The organism is Methylomarinum sp. Ch1-1 (assembly GCF_030717995.2).
GTDB classification, from domain to species: Bacteria; Pseudomonadota; Gammaproteobacteria; order Methylococcales; family Methylomonadaceae; genus Methylomarinum; species Methylomarinum roseum.
On the sequence record NZ_CP157743.1, the window covers coordinates 533,469 to 554,061 of the forward strand.

The window sequence follows — 20,593 nt, forward strand, 5'->3', positions numbered from 1 at the left end:
CATTCAGATGACTCGATACGATTATGATCTGTTCGTGATTGGCGCCGGCTCCGGAGGCGTTCGCGCCGCCCGCATCGCGGCGAGGCTCGGCGTCCGGGTCGCGATCGCGGAAAATCGCGACCTCGGCGGCACCTGCGTCAATGTCGGCTGCGTGCCCAAGAAATTGTTCGTCTATGCTTCGCATTTCCGTGAGGACTTCGAGGCGGCGAAAGGCTTCGGATGGTCGGTCGATGATGCGCGCTTCGACTGGTCAGTGCTGATGGGGCAAAAAAACCGGGAAATTGACCGCCTGCAAGGCGTATACGGCGATTTGCTGAATGATGCCGGCGTCACCGTATTCGAAGGCAGAGCCCGTTTGCTGGATGCCCACACCGTCGCCATCGGCGATAAGTCATGGCGCTGCGAACGCATCTTGATCGCCACCGGCGGTCGACCTTTCGTGCCCGATTTGCCCGGCAAAGAACTGGCAGCGACCTCGGACGACATGTTCGCGCTGCAGCAGCTGCCCGAACGTATCCTGATCGTCGGCGGCGGTTACATCGCCGTCGAATTCGCCGGTATCATGCATGGACTGGGCGTAGCGACAACATTGTGTTACCGGGGTGACAAATTGCTACGCGGCTTCGATGAAGAGATCAGGACATTCGCGGCCGAGGAAATGCGCAAAAAAGGCATCGACATTCTCTTCAACACCGATATTCAAGCGATAGAAAAAAACGGAAACGTCTACCTCGCCGATATCGGTCAACACGAGCCGCTGGCGGCCGAGCTGATCCTGTACGCCACCGGCCGGAGTCCGAATACCGCCGATTTGGGTCTGGAAGCGATCGGCGTGAAACTGGCCGATGACGGCGCAATCAAGGTGGATAAGCATTATCAGTCCAATGTGCCGTCCATTTATGCGCTGGGCGACGTGATCCACAGCCTCAACCTGACTCCGGTGGCGATCGCCGAGGCTATGGCGCTGGTCAACGATCTCTACGGCGATCGTCCGACACCGGTCGATTACGAGCATATACCCAGCACCGTTTTCGGCCAGCCTAATATCGGCGCCGTCGGCTTGAATGAAGCCGAGGCGCGCAAGCGTTATCACGACATCGATATTTACAAGTCCGTATTCACCCCGATGAAACACACGCTTTCCGGGCTCGACGACAAAAGCCTGATGAAGATGGTGGTCAGGCGCAGCACCGATCAGGTCTTGGGCGTCCATATGGTCGGCGCCGACGCCGGCGAAATCATCCAAGGCATAGCCGTCGCGATCCGCGCCGGGGCGAGCAAAGCCGTGTTCGATTCGACGATCGGCATCCATCCCACCGCCGCCGAGGAATTTGTCACCATGCGCAAATCCGAAGATTGATCCCGATACCAGCGTAGGGTGGATCAAGCGCAGCGGATCCACCAATGTAGGGCGGCTTCGCGAAGCAAGCCACCAAAACCCACACTGGAGGCCAAATTAGCGTAGGGTGGCTTCGCGAAGCAAGCCGCCAAACCCCGCACCGGAGGCCAAATTAGCGTAGGGTGGATCAAGCGCAGCGGATCCACCAATGTAGGGTGGCTTCGCGAAGCAAGCCACCAAAACCCACACTGGAGGCCAAATTAGCGTAGGGTGGATCAAGCGCAGCGGATCCGCCAACGTAGGGCGGCTTCGCGAAGCAAGCCGCCAAAAAACGCCACCGGAGGCAAAATTGGCGTTGTGCATATCCAGGCGGATTGCCTGGCGGCGAATCCACCCTACGGTGGTCACCCGACGGTTGCGATATAACGCGTAGGCGGCTTCGCGTAGGGTGGCTTCGCGAAGCAAGCCACCAAACCCCGCACCGGAGGCGAAATTAGCCGTTGTGCGTATCCAGGCGGATTGCCTGGCGGCGAATCCACCCTACGGTGTTCACCCGACGGGACGGTTGCGATACCAATGTAGGGCGGCTTCGCGAAGCAAGCCGCCAAAAAACGCCACCGGAGGCAAAATTGGCGTTGTGCATATCCAGGCGGATTGCCTGGCGGCGAATCCACCCTACGGTGGTCACCCGACGGTTGCGATATAACGCGTAGGCGGCTTCGCGTAGGGTGGCTTCGCGAAGCAAGCCACCAAAACCCACACTGGAGGCCAAATTAGCGTAGGGTGGATCAAGCGCAGCGGATCCGCCAATGTAGGGCGGCTTCGCGAAGCAAGCCGCCAGACCCCGCACCGGAGGCGAAATTAGCCGTTGTACGTATCGGAAGCTCAATGGCGCAATGCGCACCCTACCGGAATTCATGATCCTCGTGACAGCCGAACGGGTTTGTGTATCGCTTATTTCATGTCACACAAACCTGATCGCGCCCCTGGCTTTTAGCCTCGTAGAGCGCATCATCGGCCGCTTTGTATATTTTGTCGTAACTGGCGTCTTCATAATCGGAGACTATATTCAAGCCGACCGAAATCGTTAACACCTTCTGAGGCGGATTATCCCGATGTTCGATCTGCTCGTCCTTGACCGCCCGGCGTATCGATTCCGCCAGAGTCACGATATCCTCGCTGGTTTCCGCCAATACCAAGCAACAAAATTCCTCGCCGCCCACCCGGAAAGCTTGCTCGGTGCTCCGTCGCATTTGCCGACTGATGACCTTTGCGGTCGTCACCAAGGCCTGGTCGCCGGCCAGGTGTCCATAACGATCGTTGTAAGGCTTGAAAAAATCGATATCCAGGATCAACAAACCGAAAAACAGTTTCAAGCGTTTCGCCAGATTCAGGCGTTTATTAAACAACTCCCTGAAATGTCGCCGGTTATACAGCGAGGTCAACGGGTCGGTAATGGAAAGTCGCTTCACTTCACGCAGATAGCGTTTTTCTTTTTCCCGGGTTAACTTAAGATCGGCCTCGGTCCTCAAAAAATGCATGCTCAGGGCATAAAATTTGGCCAGCCTTTCCAATAACTGCTGGTCATGTTCATCATAATCGCTTTGCTTGTTGGCAACGGCAAGCTGGCCGACCAATGCGTCGTTGAACATCACCGGCACACTGAGCACTCGCTGCAGCTTAAGCCGTTCATTGATTCGATCACCGGCCAGCCATTCGCTTACCGGACGATTGACTTTGAAGGGTTCGCCGGTGTGCAGCGGGTGTCCCCATAACGCCGCATAACTGCCGTCTTCGTCGGGCGCCAAGACAAGATTGTCGATTAATGCGCTATCGATCTCAAACAGGCAGCGCAGGTCGGCATTGTCCGGATCTACTTCGCCGGCCAACGCCCAAGGACTGGCCGTCAATTGCTTGGCGTTGCTTAAGATTCTGCTTTTCAGTTTATCGACACTGTAATCGCTGCCGATCAGCAAGTTATAAAGTTCGGCGCGCATTTGCTGAAACTGCAGTTCATCACTCAGCTTTTTCTGCGTCTGTTCAAGACTGCGGGTGCGCTCGGCCACTTTAACATTCAATGATTCATTCAGTTGTTGTATGGCTCGTTGCCTTTTGCAGAGCGCATTGATCAAGCCGTACAAGGCCGCATAAATCAATACGGCAATAGCGGTAACAGAGATTATCGTGATTCGAGTCTGCCGTTCTATTTGTTGAATCTGGGCGTGCAACAAATCTGTGGGCACCGTGATGCGAATACCGCCATGGTTATCGCCAATTCGGTAGCCCTGCTGTCCGTGACACTGCAGACACTCCTCGGTGACCTGCAAGGCGCCCATGAAGTCCAGGCTCTTCAGGTTTTTCGCAAAACGAAAATAATATGGCTGGTTTTTATGCTCCCGAAAAAATTGCAGCGCCTCTATTTCGAATGCATCCGGTTTGTTCTCCGGGCTTAACGGCATCAGACTGGTAATGTTATAACGATAGCCAGGCTTACCGGCGCCCAGCTCTCTCATCCTCTCGCGACTCATCCAAGCCGGAATCACCTTGACCAATTTATCGCCTTGATCGGTGGTAATTTGACCATTTTTAAGGTGCGGATTCGCTTCGACGCCATCCTGCTGACGCATGTAAACGCCGTCCAATTTGTTGTTCCAGCCGCGGGTCATGATTAAATTGTCAAACAGTGCGACCGCCTTATCCCGGTTGTTTTGTTTTGACAGCTCAATCAACTTTTGTTGAGAGTGCAGATAACCTCCCAAGCCGGCAAAAACCGCTCCGCCAAACAACAGCAAAAGAAACAACAACAAAAGATTCTTTTTCATGAACGCCGACCAATAGCAAATCCTTAATCGCAGATTAGCATAATCAAACCCGCCGCCGCTATTTTTTACTTGATCGCTGTTTTGGCGTTTTCCAGGGTTTAATGGCAGGCGGGACGGGATATTTATCCCGTTCCAATCTTTTGATATTTTTAAACGATAGCATGCCTTCGAGCGACATCGTCTCTTGAGCAGGACGGGGTTTGTAACCTCGTCCTGAACGATTCAACCGAGCCCATAGCAAGAGGAACGTTCGGGGCGGGTTAAATAACCCGCCCCGCATGGGATATTTATCAGGCGGGACGGGATATTTATCCCGTTCCAACCTTTTAATATTTTTAAGCGATAGCGATGCCTTCGAGCCGCATCGTCTATAGCCTCGGCGCGGAAGATTCTGCATCATGCCGTTTTAGGTAGGGTGGAACAAGCAACGCGGTTCCATCCTTTGCTTATTGGCGGATCCGCTACGCTTGATCCGCCCTACGGCGGGGATATCTAAGCAGGACGGGGTTTGTAACCTCGTCCTAAACGTTTCAACCGAGCCCACAGCAAGTGGAACGTTCGGGGCGGGTTAAATAACCCGCCCCGCATGGGATATTTATCAGGCGGGACGGGATATTTATCCCGTTCCAACCTTTTGATATTTTTAAGCGATAGCGATGCCTTCGAGCCGCATCGTCTATAGCCTCGGCGCGGAAGATTCTGCATCATGCCGTTTTAGGTAGGGTGGAACAAGCAACGCGGTTCCATCCTTTGCTTATTGGCGGATCCGCTATGCTTGATCCGCCCTACGGCGGGGATATCTAAGCAGGACGGGGTTTGTAACCTCGTCCTGAACGATTCAACCGAGCCCACAGCAAGTGGAACGTTCGGGGCGGGTTAAATAACCCGCCCCGCATGGGATATTTATCAGGCGGGACGGGATATTTATCCCGTTCCAACCTTTTGATATTTTTAAGCGATAGCGATGCCTTCGAGCCGCATCGTCTATAGCCTCGGCGCGGAAGATTCTGCATCATGCCGTTTTAGGTAGGGTGGAACAAGCAACGCGGTTCCATCCTTTGCTTATTGGCGGATCCGCTATGCTTGATCCGCTCTACGGCGGGGATATCTAAGCAGGACGGGGTTTGTAACCTCGTCCTGAACGTTTCAACCGAGCCCACAGCAAGTGGAACGTTCGGGGCGGGTTAAATAACCCGCCCCGCATGGGTTCCACCCCTTTGCTTATTGGCGGATCCGCTACGCTTGATCCGCCCTACGACTGGGATATAAAAGGGCCGACAGATATGAATTCCTACCTGGCGACAGACGATCGGCCATCATTTGTCAGCTAAAGCTTACGAAAATTTCAGCGATAGCCGGCTTACTTTTTTGTTGAACTTTGAAATAATAGACCCATCGCCGATACAGAATATGGATTTTTTAGGACTTATCAATAGGAGGTTGCCAGGGATGGGGAAAAATGCCGACCAAGCGAAACAGGCGATAAGTAAAGCCCCCGAGACATTGAATGTTTCGGGGGCTTTTTTTTGGCAGTCGGCGCCGCTAGTCCGCGCTTCTCGAAGCCCGCTTTCTTTCGTTCTCGGTCAACAACTTCTTCCTTAATCGAATCGATTCCGGCGTGACCTCCACCAGCTCATCGTCATCGATAAATTCCAGCGCCTGCTCCAACGTCATTTTCTGAATACGGGTCAGAATCAAGTTTTCGTCGGTGCCGGCCGCGCGAACATTGGTCAGCTGTTTCGCCTTGGTCGGATTGACGACCAGATCGTTGGAACGGGAATGAATGCCGATCAGCATGCCTTCATAGACCTCGTCGGCATGTTCGATAAACAGCTCGCCGCGCTCCTGCAGGTTGAACAAGGCGTAAGCCAAGGCCTTGCCCTTGACCATAGACACCAACACGCCGCGTTGTCTGGCGCCGACGCCGCCGGCCTTCATCGGACCGTAATGATCGAATACATGATAAATCAGGCCCGAACCGGAGGTCGCCGTCATGAATTCGGTCTGGAAACCGATCAAGCCGCGCGACGGCATCAAGTACTCCAGACGTATGCGGCCCTTGCCGTCGGGCACCATGTTCTGCAGGTCGCCTTTACGCTCGCCCAGCTTTTCCATGATCGCGCCCTGGTGCTGTTCCTCGACCTCGATCGTGACCATCTCGAACGGTTCGCATTTCTCGCCGTCGATCTCCTTGATGATCACTTCCGGGCGTGAAACGCCCAGCTCAAAGCCCTCGCGGCGCATGTTTTCGATCAATATCGACAAATGCAACTCGCCGCGTCCGGAGACCTTGAATTTGTCCGGATCATCGGTGTCTTCGACGCGCAACGCGACGTTATGCTGCAATTCTTTTTGCAAACGGTCGCGAATCTGGCGAGAGGTGACGAATTTGCCTTCCCTGCCGGCGAACGGCGAGGTGTTGACCTGGAAAGCCATGCTCACGGTGGGTTCGTCGACCGATAACGGCGGCAAGGCCTCGACCGCTTCGGGATGGCACAGGGTATCGGAAATCTGCAACTTGTCGATGCCGGTGAAGGCGATGATGTCGCCGGCTCTGGCCTCCGGCACTTCGACCCTTTCCAGGCCATGGAAGCCGAAGATCTGCAGCATACGGCCGTTGCGGGTGGCGCCTTCGCGGTCGATGATCGTCAACGGCATGTTGGTTTTCACGGCGCCGCGCTTGATCCGGCCGATACCGATCACACCGACATAGGAGTTGTAGTCCAAGCTAATAACCTGCATCTGAAACGAACCGTCCAGATCGACGTCGGGCGGACTGACTTTTTCGACGATCGTCTCGAACAGCGGCACCATATCGCCGCCGCTGACATCGTCTGTCAGGCTGGCATAGCCGTTCAATGCCGAGGCGTAGACGATCGGGAAGTCCAATTGTTCGTCGGTGGCGCCGAGACGATCGAACAAATCGAAGGTTTGCTCGATGACCCAGTCCGGCCTGGCGCCTGGACGATCGATTTTGTTGATCACGACGATCGGCTTCAAGCCCAGCGCGAAGGCCTTCTGGGTCACGAAGCGGGTTTGCGGCATCGGGCCGTCGACCGCATCGACCAGCAACAACACCGAATCGACCATCGACAGCACCCGCTCGACCTCGCCGCCGAAGTCGGCGTGTCCCGGAGTATCGACGATGTTGATGTGATAGTCATTCCAATCGATTGCGGTGTTTTTCGCCAGGATCGTAATCCCTCTTTCCTTTTCCAGGTCGTTGGAGTCCATCACCCGGTCATCGACTTTTTCGTGCGAATCAAAGGTTCCCGACTGTTTTAATAATTGATCGACCAGCGTGGTCTTGCCGTGGTCGACGTGTGCAATGATTGCAATGTTTCTGAGTTTTTCTATCACTTGATTTACTAATTTAATGGTTGAATTTGTGTAGTTATTTAGCGTACTTTTATCAGAGGGAGCGCATCCACCGGGTCGGCCTCTTTGGTGAATGCGCCCTTCAGGCTTATCCACCCTACATGCCCTGCCGCGTTCGATAAGTGGGCGAGCAGTTACCGAATTTGTTTGGTCTTGCTTCGCCCTCTTGAGGCAGTTTACGAATAAACAATTTTCGTTGGACGCGCCAGCCGTAGGTTGGGCTGAGCGCCAGCGAAGCCCAACATTGAGGCGGCTCTTCACTTTGTCGGTCTTCACAGCCAAACGCATGCGCCGATACCTGGCGCGGTTTATCCAGACGAGAGCATGCTCGTCGTTATGAACGAACTCCGCGCCTGTTTACCGCATTAACTCTGCTCCCACGGCAGGCCATGAAAACGCCAGCCGCCCAGGTTGCCGCGATGTTTATGCTCGTCCAGCGGCCCTTCAAAACCCTCGACGATGTTGACCAAATGCTGATAACCTTCCGCCTCCAGCGCCTTCGCGGCGTCCAGGGATCGTTGGCCACTGCGGCACAGCAACAATACCGGCGCTTGTTTATCCGGCACGGCCTGCTTGACTTGCTCGACAAAGGCCGTGTTCAATTGCATCCCCGGAAATTCCTTCCAGGCTATCGGTATCGCGCCGAGCGGGTGCCCGACGAATGAATGTTCGATGGCGGTCCTGACGTCCACGATGACCGCTGCGGGATCGTCCTGCATCAGCCGCCAGCATTGTTTTGGATTCAAATTTTCTATCATAATCTTGCTCTTAAGATATTTTTTGTCCGATGAAACGGGCTTCGTCCCTTGCGCCCTCGGCCAAATCGCCAACGCGGGCATTTTCGCGGTAATAGACCAACGCCAGAGAGGCAAACAGCTTGGGCAATTCGTTTCGTTGCAGCAGATAGGCGGGATTATTGGGGCCTTGGGAGGTTAATTTGTCTACCGTGTAGGTTTGATAAAACAACAGTCCGCCGCTTTTTAAACTGGCTATTATCGCATCACACAGCGTGCGGTCAAGAAACCGACTGATTACAATGACATCGAAGGCGTTTTCCGGCAAGCTGTCGGGCCGCAGATCGACCGCTTGGGTCTGGATATTCAGCCCCTTTAGCTCTGCCTGCCGCTGCAAAACTTGCAGCGCAATCGGCGAGATATCCCAGCCCTGAACCCGCAAGCCCCGCTCGGCTAAAAACAGCGCATTGCCGCCCAGACCGCATGCCAGATCCAGCGCGGCTCCCTGTTTGGGCAACAAAAACGCGTTTTCGCTCAATACCTCCGCCGGGCGCGGCAATCGATTATTTTGCCGATAAATCGCATCCCACTTGTTTTGCATCGCCTTATCATTCATCAAACGTAACTGCTCGCCCCACTTATCGAACGCGGCAGGGTGGATAAGCCTGAAGGGCGCATCCACCAAAGAGGCCGATCCGGTGGATGCGCACCGCTTATCCATCCTACAAAGGCAAGGCTACATTGGCATCGCAACCGTCGGGTGGATTCACCGCCAGACAATCCGCCTTTGATACGCACAACACCAATTTTGCACCTGGCGACGAGGTTTGGCGGCTTGCTTCGCGAAGCCGCCCTACGATGCGGTAGGGTGTGCTGACGACAGGAAGCGCACCATGTGTTGATGCGCTTCACGCTGTTCAGCACATCCGTTCTTACTTTGACCCCTAACTGAACTATTAATAACCCTTAATTAAGTTCTAGAGTGCGAATATCCACACCAGAGTGTTTTTCTAAATCATCCATCAAATTAACAGCCTTATCTTCAACCATTTGTAGTACTTGGTTATCTAAATATTTCAATACATAGTCACGTTTTTTCTGAGAAATTCGACCGCCATTGTTGATTAATATATTGACCAAGTTGTTCAGGTGATTTTCTGGGATATCTGCATTTTCATTCAGCAGCCGCTTAATGGCGTCAAAGGTCACCAAATAAACCACCTCACTCAGCAATTCAAACTTCGTACTTCTATCCATGACGTCATAGATATACTTAACGTGCTCAGTGAAATCAGGATAACGGTAAAGATAGTGCAAATCATTGTGGATCTTAATCCGAAACTCGTTGTCCTCATCCAAATCATAATCCAGTTGTAGCATTAACGGATGAGAAATAACGTTTAAAACTGTATCGTAGTCCTTAGAGTTTTTAAGTATCGTTGCTGAAATAGGAATGATAAATTCATGTCGCTTATCTCGTAGCTTGAAAACATCGTGAAGCAGATAGCGATGAGTACGCCCATTACCGTCATCAAAAGGGTGAATATAAACTAATCCAAAAGAAACCACCGTTGCGTGCATAAGGGGTGGCATATCGCTATCAGACATCAATGCATTATGAGTATCTAATAGCCCCTGCATCATTCCCTCAACATGAACCGCTTTCGGACCAACAAAATGAATTTCTTCATCCATAAAAGAGCCAAACCGTTTGGTTTCACCCACATATATCTCTTCGGTGCGATAATCCTCAACCTTAGAATTATCGGCAACGATTTGGTTCTGAATATGAATTAAAGTTTGCTTACTCAAATGATACATGCCGGCATTCTTTAAAGTCTGGTTAAAACGACGTAACCGTTGTTTATCTGGTCGTTCACGTTCAATTTCAGAAGAGGTCTTTGATTCTTTGGTATAAAGATAGTTAATACATCGATCGACAATATTCGCATTAATGAGTCCATCAACCTCTAAAAAGGCCTGCATTTTTCCATAAGCCAACTCATAGACATCAATATCACATAACGCTTTAACGTCCTTTGTTTTGCGAACAGTCGGACAGAATTCACGGCTACCTAACGCATTATTAACAACACGTGTACGCCGGCAGCGCGTCCCATTGAGGCGAGTGAAGTAATAACGGCTATCAAATAAGTCAACATAACTGCCTATCGTTAAATCTGGCAAATCAAGACGCTTATCTAATAACCATTCATATAAGAACCAAATCACACGTGCATTTTTAGAAGTGGGTGTTTGAGAGATTTTATCCTCAAGAATTCCAGGATCCATGGTTTCAAAAATAACGTAGAGAGTTTGCAACCTAATGCCTTGATACTTAATCGCCAATTTAAGTTGTTCAAAAGGTGATTCTTCTACTTTTAAACGATTAGGGAGCAACTTTCGAACGCTATCACCAAACTCAACGGTTTTAATTCCAGAGTGATGATTACCTTGATAGTATTCAACGGACATTTTTGGCAATGTCAGGCTGTAGTGTTTAATTAACCAAGTGTATCCAACAGGTATCATCTTGTTCATCTTACCTTTACATTTATTAAACCAAGCTTATAATAAATGCAGTTATCTGAATAATCCCTGAAATATTCATTACATGCGCGCCCTATCAAGCTTACAAATTCAATTAATAAATTACAATAACAGTTTTTATATTACAAAACCAGTTAAACTATTGCATAAAACAATAAAATCTTACAAAGCTGATTAGAAATGTAATTTATCGGAGGGATCACACAGACAACTAGGCCTGCCGACATTTTTCTAAACGGTCTTTCTTCGAGTTTTCGTGGTCAATCAGCTTTAACATTAAACATTCTAACAAGCGCCTCATCCATCGTCACCACCGGCTGCCAGCTTAGCAACTCTTGCGCTTTGGAGCTATCTACTTGTAAATTACCAAACAGTCGATCCGTCACCGCACCCTTGCCCAATACTCGTGCGGAAAATTTCATTAAACCGACTGGCACAGGAATCAATCGAGCCGTTCTACCCTGCGCATGCGCCACCTTGCGCAATAACTCGATGGTAGAAACATCATGGCCATCTGAGATTAAAAATATCTGATTCGCCGCTTTGGGAGAACGTGCGCTATCGGCACACAAAGCGATAAAATCGACCAGATTCTCTAACGCCACAAAAGAGCGTTGATTGTGTACCGCCCCTAAAGCAAAGGCATGCCCTTGCGCACCCACTTTGCCATAGTCGCAAAATTACCTTTTGCTCTTGGACCATAAACCAAAGGCGGACGAATAATCACTACATCCACTTATCGAACGCGGCAGGGCCGGTTTTTGCTCCTCGGCAATTGCTCCTGCATTGCTCTACTACACGCCCTCCATGGCGTTATCGGCAATTGCTCCTGCATTGCTCTACTACATGCCATTCTTGGCATTATGGCAAAATCGGCATTTCCGCCATCCATGGCGGTCAGCATGTAGGGTGGATAAGCCTGAAGGGCGCATCCACCAAAGATGCCGACCCGGTGGATGCGCTCCGCTTATCCACCCTACAAAGGCAAGGCTACATTGGCATCGCAACCGTCGGGTGGATTCGCCGCCAGACAATCCGCCTTTGATACGCACAACACCAATTTTGCACCTGGCGACGAGGTTTGGCGGCTTGCTTCGCGAAGCCGCCTTACGATGCGGTAGGGTGTGCTGACGACAGGAATCGCACCATGTGTTGATGCGCTTCACGCTGTTCAGCACATCCGAATGGGGGTGAGTAGTTACCATCAAACGTCAGTTCATTGGAGCGTTGGCGCTCATGCACTCATGCCCACCCGATGCGGCAACCATTCCTGAATGAAGTCGACGAAGGAACGGACCTTGGCGGACAAATACTTGCGATGCGGATAAACGGCGTGTATATCCAACGGCGCGATCGCATAATCCTCCATGATCGGCACCAGCTTGCCCTTTTCAATATCCCGGCCGACGATGTATTTCGGCAACATCACCAAACCCAGACCGTTAACCGCCGCCACCCTGATCGGGTCGCCCATGTTGGCTTGCATTCTGCCGGTCACGGTCACTTCCCGTTCGCCCAGTATGCCTTTAAAACGCCATTTATTGCGCGGGGGGATCGCCCAGTTGATCAGGCAGCTGTGCTTTTCCAGATCTTCCGGATCCTCCGGCGTGCCATGCTCCTCCAGATAGGATGGCGAGCCGCAAACCACCAGCGAGGAACTGGCCAACTTGCGCGCCACCAGGCTGGTGTCGCTGATCGGCCCCAGATAGATGGCGATATCGACGCCTTCGTCGATCAAATCGACCTGGCCGCCTTTTAACACCATCTCCACCGACAAGTCCGGATAACCTTTCAAGTATTCGGTCAGCGCCGGCGCGATATTGGTCGCGCCGATGACCGGCGGAGCGCTGATCTTCAACACGCCGCGCGGTTCGCGCTGCAGATGGGTGACGGCCGCCTCCATTTCCTCGACATCGAGCAAGACCTGCTGACAGCGTTCCAGGTATGACTGGCCGACCTCGGTCAGACTGATGCTGCGTGTAGTGCGGTTAAACAGACGGGTATTCAGCTCGCTTTCCAACTGCATGATATGCTTGGTCGCCATCGCCCTGGAAATCCCCAAATCCCGCGCCGCGCCGGCAAAACTGCCGGCCTTGGCCACGCGCACGAACACATTCATACTGGTTAATTTATCCACCGATTCACCCTCATAAAAACAGACCCTAACAAACAAAAACTATTGACATTTTAATTGTTTCTTAAATAAATACAATCTATTTATCAAAAGCCATATTGTAAACTTTTATTATGTCTGTATCATATGCATCAATTCAGCAACAAATTGTTGCTTCACTTTAACAGTCAGAAGGTTTAACGCACACAAAATATGAACGAAATAAACAAAGATATCTTTATCGGTTTAATGTTCATCATCGGGATCTGGAGTTTTATTTCAGGCCTGTTCATTTTTTCGACCCTTTCATTCTGCAGTGCTGCCCTGTTCAGCAACATTGCAATGCGAGCCCGGCTGAATAGCTAAGCTCTAACAGTTGTAACTACCTCCTTGGTGTTGTAATAACAAGTGGAACCTCCTCATAACACTCCGCTTGATTTCTCAAGCCTCCCGTGCCCATGCATCGGGAGGCTTTTTTTTGCCTACAGGGATGTAGGTAAGGAGCGTGAGCAGGACGCGGAAGCTTTGCCTACAGGGATGGCCGATAATGGCTCCTGCGATATCGGCATTTCCGCCTTCCTTGGCAGTCATAGGTAAGGAGCGTGACCGGTTTTTGCTCCTGCAAAACCGGCATACATCACGTCCTTGTGAATAAGCAGGACGCGGAAGCTTTGCCTACAGAAATGTAAAAAACACGTAGCCTGGATCAAGCCTTGCGGATCCAGGGAACTAAAAACACGCAGCCTGGATCAACCCAGCGACTCCAGGAAACCTCACCCCTTCCGCAACCACAACCAATCGCATATATCGCACTGCGGCGTATATCCGGACACGCCTTGCTGTAAAATTTCCCTGATCTCGGCGACATCATGGTTCTGAACGGCCGCCTCAAGCCTCGCGATCATACCCTGCAACTCCTCCCAGACAATCACCTCCTCCTCGGCCCGCATGATCCTCGGATGCTGGGTATCGGCGACATTATCGCCAATCAACAACTCCTCATACAATTTCTCGCCCGGTCGCAATCCGGTCAACTCAATCTCTATATCGCCGTTCGGATTCACTTCATCCTTCACCGTCAAACCGCTCAAGTGAATCATACGCCTGGCCAAATCCATAATACGCACCGGCTCGCCCATGTCCAACACAAACACGTCGCCGCCCCGCCCCATCGCGCCGGCCTGTATCACCAACTGCGACGCTTCCGGTATCGTCATGAAATAACGAATAATTCTGGGATCGGTCACCGTCACCGGACCGTTTTTGGCGATCTGCTCGCGAAACAACGGAATCACCGACCCCGACGACCCCAGCACATTGCCGAAACGCACCATCGTGAAACGCGTTTTATCATGCCTGTCATCCAAGCTCAGCGCCTGCAATATCAATTCGGCGAAACGCTTGGTTGCTCCCATCGTATTAGTCGGCCTGACCGCCTTATCGGTGGAAATCAACACAAAGGTCTCGACTTCCGCCTCTATCGCCGCCTGCGCCGCACTCAATGTGCCGAGCACATTGTTGGCGATCGCCTCGCAGGGATTCCTCTCCATGATCGGCACATGTTTATAGGCGGCCGCATGATATATAGTTTGCACCCGAAAACCCTGACAAAACTTTTTTATGCGGTTGTTATTCGTCACCGAACCTATCACCGCAACGACTTCGACTCGGTTACCCCCTTTTACCTCCTGCAATTGCAGCAATTCCTTCTCTATCGCATATAGGGCAAACTCGCTTAATTCATATAACACAAGCGCCGTGGGTTTCAGCGAGATAATTTGCCGGCAAAGCTCCGATCCTATCGAGCCGCCGGCTCCGGTCACCATCACCACCTTATCGGTGATATTGGCGTGCAACAGGGTTTGATCGGGTTCCACGGGGTCTCTGCCCAAGAGATCGGCGATATCGACTTCCTGCAACGTATCGAAAGTCACTCTGCCCTCGGCGATGTCCGCCATTCCCGGCATCGAGCGCACATGAACCGGATAAATTTCCAGCAAACGGATGATTTCATTACGCCGTGCTCGAGTCGCCGACGGAATAGCCAATAACACATCTGTTAAATGATGACGCTCGATTAAATAATCCAGTGAAGACAGCGGATAGATCCTGAGGTTATTAATCTTTTGTCTATGCAAAGAAGGATCATCATCGATGAACGCAACGGGATTGAACTCACGCCCATGCGCCAACGCCGAAGCCAATTGCACGCCGGCGCTGCCCGCCCCATAAATCACCACATTTTTTTTGCAACAAGCGGCTCTCTGGCCTTGGTTTGCTGTAAATCGCGCATAACTTTCACTCAGCCACCAACGCGCAAAAAAACGACTGCTGGAAACCAGCAATAGCATAATCAACCAATTCAACGGCGGCACTGTCCTAGGCACCATCCCAATGCCGGCCTGGAAGGCCAACGCGGAAAAGACTATGCCATACAACGTTGTCGCCTGCACTATCGTCCAAAATGCTCTGCCGCCGATATAACGGATGATGGCTCGGTATAAGCCCATTTTGATAAAAATGGGCACGGCAACGAAAGGAGCAACCACGAATAAATAACGCACATTCCCTTGCGGCACATAATACTCGCCCAAACGTAGGGAGAAGGCTGACCACAGCGCAATAACCGCAAATAAGACATCAAATGTGATTAAAATAAAAGCCTTTGTGCGCCTGGAAAGACTTAAAAACCAATGAGCTAATCTTTGTTGCATGCACTTTATCTACTATAGCCGATGAAGTTCAAAACTCAGAGTCTAAAAACTTCACCCATGGCAAAATGAGAAGGGAGTAAAAATCGAATTTTGAAGCACGAACTTCATAAAATATCTGCCGGGAATCCCAAACTAAAACAGTCATCCAAACAGATGAAAACTTTGTTGAAAATCCTATGAACTATTCAATGGGAAACCCCATCGCTTTTAAGCACTTTCAAAAAAGTCAGCCACAGAATCTTTAAATCAAATAGAAAAGAACGCCGTTGCAGATATTCCACATCAAATGCCACTTTTTGTGGAATCGGCAATTCATCTCTCCCATTCACTTGAGCCCAACCTGTCAAACCAGGCAATAATTTTTCCACGCCATGCCGCGTTCTTAATTCAATCAGGTCATCCTGATTATATAAAGCCGGTCTAGGACCGACAAAACTCATATCCCCTTTCAAAATTGACCAAATTTGCGGCAACTCATCCAAACTGGTTTTACGCAAGAAATTTCCGATCGGCGTCAAGAAGTTTTGAGGGTCCTGCAATAAATGCGTCGCCACCGCTGGCGTATCGGTCTTCATGCTGCGAAATTTCGGCATCTTGAAAATTTGATTATCAATGCCCACTCGATCCGACCAATAAAAAATGGGGCCTTTTGAGGTAAGCTTTACCAGCAGAGCAATGACGGCAATTGGAACAATCAAAACCAAACAAGCAATCATCGCCAGAATCAAGTCAAACAATCTTTTCATTCAAATAGGCATCCGCTGATTATTGTAATTGAGCTTCCATTGTAATCACCGATTTCCATTCTAAGTAGTCATTCTTTTTAAAACTATCCAACTGTAATAAACTAAACACACAATTAGTAATCACTGTTTTCTCGATAAGTTTAGCTGCAAGACTCACAAAGCCAGGCGTCGAAATCAATAACGATAGCGTAACTACCCCACCATTCGTAGGGTGGATAAGCGGAGCGCATCCACCGGGTCGGCATCTTTGGTGGATGCACCCTTCAGGCTTATCCACATGCCCTGCCGCGTTCGATAAGTGGGCGAGCAGTTACACGATAGCTTAGCTAACGCTTGCGATCGTCTTCTAGAGTGACTTAATAGGGACACATCTTCTGCAGCAATAACTGAGAAATCATGAGCGTGCATCCCGTGTTTTCACGACCTCAACAAACCAATGTTCTAATTGAGTAATCAACGTATCCCGATCAAACTCCCTTTCAGCATAAAACTTGGCATTCTCACCCAAACCCTTCAATTCATCATCACTTAGCCGAGACATCCGAACAATATTACTCGCCAACTGCTCATAATCACCAGAATCGGCAATATAGCCACATTTGGCCTCCTCAATCACACGAGAACCTTCACCTGACAACATTGTCAAAATAGGTTTCCCGGCCGCCAAGTAAGATTGTACTTTACTTGGAATAGTCATTTTAAAGATGGGACTATTTTTTAAGGTAACCAACAATGCATCAGCTGATGCGTAAAAATTTGGCATAGACTCAAGTGGATGACGGCCCAACAAATAGAGGTACTGTTCAAGACCACGCGTTACAACCTCAGACTGAACCCAATCATGCATCCGTCCATCGCCCACAATCAATATCTTGGCCTTAATTTGTTGATTTTTTAATTCCTGAGCCGCCTTTAAAATAGCTGGAAAGTCTTGAGCTTCACCTATATTTCCGGCAAACAATACTTTAAATGTATCTTGGCATTTCTCAATGTTACTTACAGGCTCGATATGCGATTGTGTAAATATTTGTTCGGACCAATTAGGGAAATAATGAATTTTTGTTGCATAATCGCAATATTTTGCTATGCCGCGATGAAAAGCGCGGGATTGCCCCAGCACCAAATCACAGCGGTTGTAAATAAAGCGCACCAAGCATCCAACCAAGCTTAAAAGCTTTGGGGACTTCACGACGCCAATCGCTTGCAGCGTTTCAGGCCACAAGTCCTGAACCCAGAAGACGACTGGAATATGTTTGCATTTTTTGATGAAAATAGCCGGCAGGCAAACGGTCACGGGTGAAGGCTGATAAACAAAAATAACATCAAATTGCTTGTTTCTCAGCTCCCATCCCCCCCATAAAGACGCCGAAAACACATAGGAGATGTAATTGGAAAGCAATTTTATTGCACTGCCTTTACCTCTTGTGAGCATAGGAACACGGACAATCCGGCAGCCTTTATAGCTTATAAAGGCTGATTTATTTTCCCGGTAATCTTTGAATACCTCTCCATCGGGATAGTTTGGTTTTCCTGTTAATACCGTTACCTCATGACCCCGCTTAGCCAGTTCCGCACACAAATCGTTGATACGAAAATTCTCAGGCCAAAAATATTGAGTGACAACGAGGATACGCATCTATCAATACTTCTTCCAAACGACTCGGTTCACATAATCGGTATAGCTATGAATTATCCTCACGATTTTGTCAGACACATTCGGCATTGAATAATCATCGACCAGTCGTAACAAACGCTTATCGCCTCGAGATTGCTTATCTAATACCGCCAATGCTTGTAACAACCTCTCGGAACTCAACCCAACCATCATTACAGCGCCTTCTTCCATTCCCTCGGGTCGTTCATAGGCTTCCCGCAGATTTAATGCTGGGAAATTTAGAATGGAGGATTCTTCATTAATCGTTCCACTATCAGACAAAACGGCTTTTGCGGAAACCTGCAACTGATTGTAATCGATGAAGCCAAGAGGCTTTAATAGATGCACCTCGGGATGAAAATTGACGCCCATGGCATCTACTCGCTTTTGAGTTCGTGGATGCGTAGAAACAATCACCGGCATTCGATAAGTTTCAGCGACCGTATTTAAAGCATCAACTAACTTTAAAAAATTCTTCTCCGAGTCGATATTTTCTTCCCGGTGCGCACTCACCACAAAAAACGAATGTTCCTGCAAACCTAACCGAGTTAAGACATCCGAACTATCAATTTCATTCTTAAAGGCTTCCAGCACTTCATACATCGGACTCCCTGTCTTGATCACCAAATCCGCCGGCAAACCTTCACGCAGCAAATATTCTCGCGCAATCGTGCTATAGGTTAAATTGACATCAGACATATGATCGATGACACGACGGTTTATTTCTTCAGGCACACGCTGATCGAAACAACGATTCCCGGCTTCCATGTGAAAGGTTGGTATTTTTCTGCGTTTTGCGGGCATTATCGCCATGCCGCTATTGGTATCCCCTAATACCAACATCGCATCTGGCTTGACTTCCTCTAAAACCTTATCAATTGCAATAATCACATTGCCTATCGTTTCTGCGCTCCCAGCACCCGCCGCATTTAAAAAATAATCGGGTTTGCGAATGCCCAAGTCGGTAAAGAAAACCTCATTCAGTTCAAAATCGTAGTTCTGCCCGGAATGGACTAAAACATGATCACAAAATTCATCCAGCTTTTTAATAATTAACGATAATCGAATTAATTCGGGGCGCGTCCCCACCACTGTCATAACTTTTAATTTTTTCACGACCTATATCCTTACTTATTCTACGGGGGGTACATTTTCTCCCATAAGCGCCAACTTAAGCTCACAACCCTTTGATTAAACACGGCTAACTTCCAGTATTCTGCATTGCTGGATCAGTTCCGTAATCGGTTCAGGCAGGCATTGCAACGAACGTTTTCGCGGACGTTCAGTCACCGCTCTCAAATAATCTCTGTCAAACCGCTTTTGTCTCGGAAAGCACGCGTTCAGTCCAGATTTAATGTCTTCAGCGATCGTTTTATATAATCGCCACGGCGTCAGTTCACGGGGGCCATCCAGTTTCGTGAGCGCTCGCGCAAAACAGCGCTGCGCGATCTTCTCCGTAACTGCGGCATAAAGCAGTTTGCCATGCAAATACAGTTCGGCCAATGCGCTGTCTTTACGGGCACGTAATTGATCGATCGCTAACAGACTTTTCATCCGTTTGATCACGAGTTCCACTTGCCAACGCACCCGATAGAGCGCGGCGGCGGTTTTTGTATCAAGCAATTCAACCGGTACGGACGTCAAAATCAAGACCCATTCACTGAGGACCAGCGTTTTTTCCCGAGCCATACGACCCTTATTTTGTGCTCTAAGCTTCGCTTTGCGGCGAGCTTGTGCGGCTTTTCCCGCCGGTAACGGCACCGCATGCAGCGTGCAGGCTATTCGTTTCTTATCATGGCACAAGTAGACCGGTATAGCTCCCGTTTGCTTTCCCAGACTTTGCAAACGCTTCTCCCAGTCGATTTTCATCATGCCACCTTGGCCGTCATCCTCGTATAAATTCATGCTGTGCGCGTTATAGCGCAGAACAATATCTCCGCCTCGATCGATGAAAGGCACCAACGACTTAGGCTGATTGTAGCCACGATCAATCAACACTACATCGCCCGATGCCAGCGCATAATGATCAAGGCTTTCGCCGACCTTATCCGTACTCACTTCGACCTGACGCAGCCTCAGGTTAATCAAGTCTATCGCTATATGTAGCCGATACGTGGTTTCTGTCGCCCCCGGTTCCTGGATGGTCGAGCCATCAATGACAACAAAGCTCAATGAACCGCTTTCGACAACCTGTTCCAACCCAAATACGCCGGACAGCAAAGATTTTACCCAAGGAACACAAGCCGCCAGTCTTTTTTTACCGCCGTGTCACTCAGGTAGCCCTGTAACTGAGCTACCTCGCCGGCACAGCCGCGCAAGGAGAAATCCAGACCACAGTAAAGCATCACCAGCTGTAACAGTTGTAACGGTGAGCGTATTTTGCGCGCACGAGCAAAGGCTTTGAAGTCATAGGCCTGTTGTTGGTAATCGGCTGGCAGTTCTTGCACAAATTGTTCAAAACGGGTATCTATTGAATGCGGTTGCTGCATAGGGTTTTTCACTTTCGTAGGTCAAAATACCCTATGTGGTGGCCGCACCTCCAA

General features: G+C 50.0%; 14 protein-coding genes. 1 reads left to right on the forward strand and 13 read right to left on the reverse strand.

The window, feature by feature from the left end; translation table 11 throughout:
* Window positions 1-7: 7 nt before the first annotated feature.
* Window positions 8-1,360, forward strand: a complete 1,353-nt coding sequence (gene gor, locus Q9L42_RS02875) for a glutathione-disulfide reductase (RefSeq protein ID WP_305909945.1) — start codon at window positions 8-10, stop codon at window positions 1,358-1,360.
* Window positions 1,361-2,298: 938 nt separating this feature from the next.
* Here the strand turns inward: gor and Q9L42_RS02880 are convergent.
* The 13 genes from Q9L42_RS02880 to Q9L42_RS02940 form a co-directional block, all read right to left on the reverse strand.
* Window positions 2,299-4,161 (reverse strand): diguanylate cyclase, encoded by a 1,863-nt coding sequence (locus Q9L42_RS02880; RefSeq protein ID WP_305909942.1) that lies wholly within the window; start codon window positions 4,159-4,161, stop codon window positions 2,299-2,301.
* A 1,542-nt stretch (window positions 4,162-5,703) separates the two neighbouring features.
* Complete coding sequence (gene typA / locus Q9L42_RS02885) at window positions 5,704-7,521, reverse strand: translational GTPase TypA (protein ID WP_305909941.1); 1,818 nt, start codon at window positions 7,519-7,521, stop codon at window positions 5,704-5,706.
* A 383-nt stretch (window positions 7,522-7,904) separates the two neighbouring features.
* A complete protein-coding gene (locus tag Q9L42_RS02890; protein ID WP_305909940.1) occupies window positions 7,905-8,297 on the reverse strand; it encodes a rhodanese-like domain-containing protein in 393 nt (130 codons plus the stop codon).
* 10 nt (window positions 8,298-8,307) lie between these two features.
* Complete coding sequence (locus Q9L42_RS02895) at window positions 8,308-8,889, reverse strand: class I SAM-dependent methyltransferase (RefSeq protein WP_305909939.1); 582 nt, start codon at window positions 8,887-8,889, stop codon at window positions 8,308-8,310.
* 350 nt (window positions 8,890-9,239) lie between these two features.
* The gene (locus Q9L42_RS02900) at window positions 9,240-10,814 is read right to left on the reverse strand and encodes a Fic family protein (RefSeq protein ID WP_349431852.1); all 1,575 of its coding nucleotides are present in this window, start codon (window positions 10,812-10,814) and stop codon (window positions 9,240-9,242) included.
* 269 nt (window positions 10,815-11,083) lie between these two features.
* Window positions 11,084-11,485, reverse strand: a complete 402-nt coding sequence (locus Q9L42_RS02905; RefSeq protein WP_349431853.1) for a hypothetical protein — start codon at window positions 11,483-11,485, stop codon at window positions 11,084-11,086.
* Between the two features lie 572 nt (window positions 11,486-12,057).
* Window positions 12,058-12,960, reverse strand: coding sequence for a LysR family transcriptional regulator (locus tag Q9L42_RS02910; protein WP_305909933.1), 903 nt, complete (start codon window positions 12,958-12,960; stop codon window positions 12,058-12,060).
* A gap of 749 nt (window positions 12,961-13,709) precedes the next feature.
* Window positions 13,710-15,650 carry a polysaccharide biosynthesis protein gene (locus tag Q9L42_RS02915; protein ID WP_349431854.1) on the reverse strand — a complete coding sequence of 647 codons (1,941 nt, stop codon included), beginning with the start codon at window positions 15,648-15,650 and terminating at the stop codon, window positions 13,710-13,712.
* Between the two features lie 185 nt (window positions 15,651-15,835).
* Window positions 15,836-16,396: a sugar transferase gene (locus Q9L42_RS02920; protein ID WP_305909931.1), complete on the reverse strand. Its 561-nt coding sequence runs from the start codon at window positions 16,394-16,396 to the stop codon at window positions 15,836-15,838.
* A 394-nt stretch (window positions 16,397-16,790) separates the two neighbouring features.
* Window positions 16,791-18,032 carry a glycosyltransferase family 4 protein gene (locus Q9L42_RS02925; RefSeq protein WP_349431855.1) on the reverse strand — a complete coding sequence of 414 codons (1,242 nt, stop codon included), beginning with the start codon at window positions 18,030-18,032 and terminating at the stop codon, window positions 16,791-16,793.
* 3 nt (window positions 18,033-18,035) lie between these two features.
* A complete protein-coding gene (gene wecB / locus Q9L42_RS02930; RefSeq protein ID WP_349431856.1) occupies window positions 18,036-19,166 on the reverse strand; it encodes a non-hydrolyzing UDP-N-acetylglucosamine 2-epimerase in 1,131 nt (376 codons plus the stop codon).
* Window positions 19,167-19,241: 75 nt separating this feature from the next.
* Entirely contained in the window at window positions 19,242-20,270 is a 1,029-nt protein-coding gene (locus Q9L42_RS02935; protein ID WP_305908711.1) for a transposase, read from the reverse strand.
* 5 nt (window positions 20,271-20,275) lie between these two features.
* Window positions 20,276-20,539: a hypothetical protein gene (locus Q9L42_RS02940; RefSeq protein WP_305908710.1), complete on the reverse strand. Its 264-nt coding sequence runs from the start codon at window positions 20,537-20,539 to the stop codon at window positions 20,276-20,278.
* Between the last annotated feature and the right edge of the window lie 54 nt (window positions 20,540-20,593).

What these genes read in the sequence shown, in the direction of transcription:
- Q9L42_RS02925 (WP_349431855.1), bottom strand. Translation starts at nt 18,032, where the DNA reads ATGCGTATCCTCGTTGTCACTCAATATTTTTGGCCTGAGAATTTTCGT.
- Q9L42_RS02920 (WP_305909931.1), bottom strand. Translation starts at nt 16,396, where the DNA reads ATGAAAAGATTGTTTGACTTGATTCTGGCGATGATTGCTTGTTTGGTT.
- Q9L42_RS02890 (WP_305909940.1), bottom strand. Translation starts at nt 8,297, where the DNA reads ATGATAGAAAATTTGAATCCAAAACAATGCTGGCGGCTGATGCAGGAC.
- Q9L42_RS02895 (WP_305909939.1), bottom strand. Translation starts at nt 8,889, where the DNA reads ATGAATGATAAGGCGATGCAAAACAAGTGGGATGCGATTTATCGGCAA.
- Q9L42_RS02900 (WP_349431852.1), bottom strand. Translation starts at nt 10,814, where the DNA reads ATGAACAAGATGATACCTGTTGGATACACTTGGTTAATTAAACACTAC.
- gor (WP_305909945.1), top strand. Translation starts at nt 8, where the DNA reads ATGACTCGATACGATTATGATCTGTTCGTGATTGGCGCCGGCTCCGGA.
- Q9L42_RS02940 (WP_305908710.1), bottom strand. Translation starts at nt 20,539, where the DNA reads ATGCAGCAACCGCATTCAATAGATACCCGTTTTGAACAATTTGTGCAA.
- Q9L42_RS02915 (WP_349431854.1), bottom strand. Translation starts at nt 15,650, where the DNA reads ATGCAACAAAGATTAGCTCATTGGTTTTTAAGTCTTTCCAGGCGCACA.
- Q9L42_RS02880 (WP_305909942.1), bottom strand. Translation starts at nt 4,161, where the DNA reads ATGAAAAAGAATCTTTTGTTGTTGTTTCTTTTGCTGTTGTTTGGCGGA.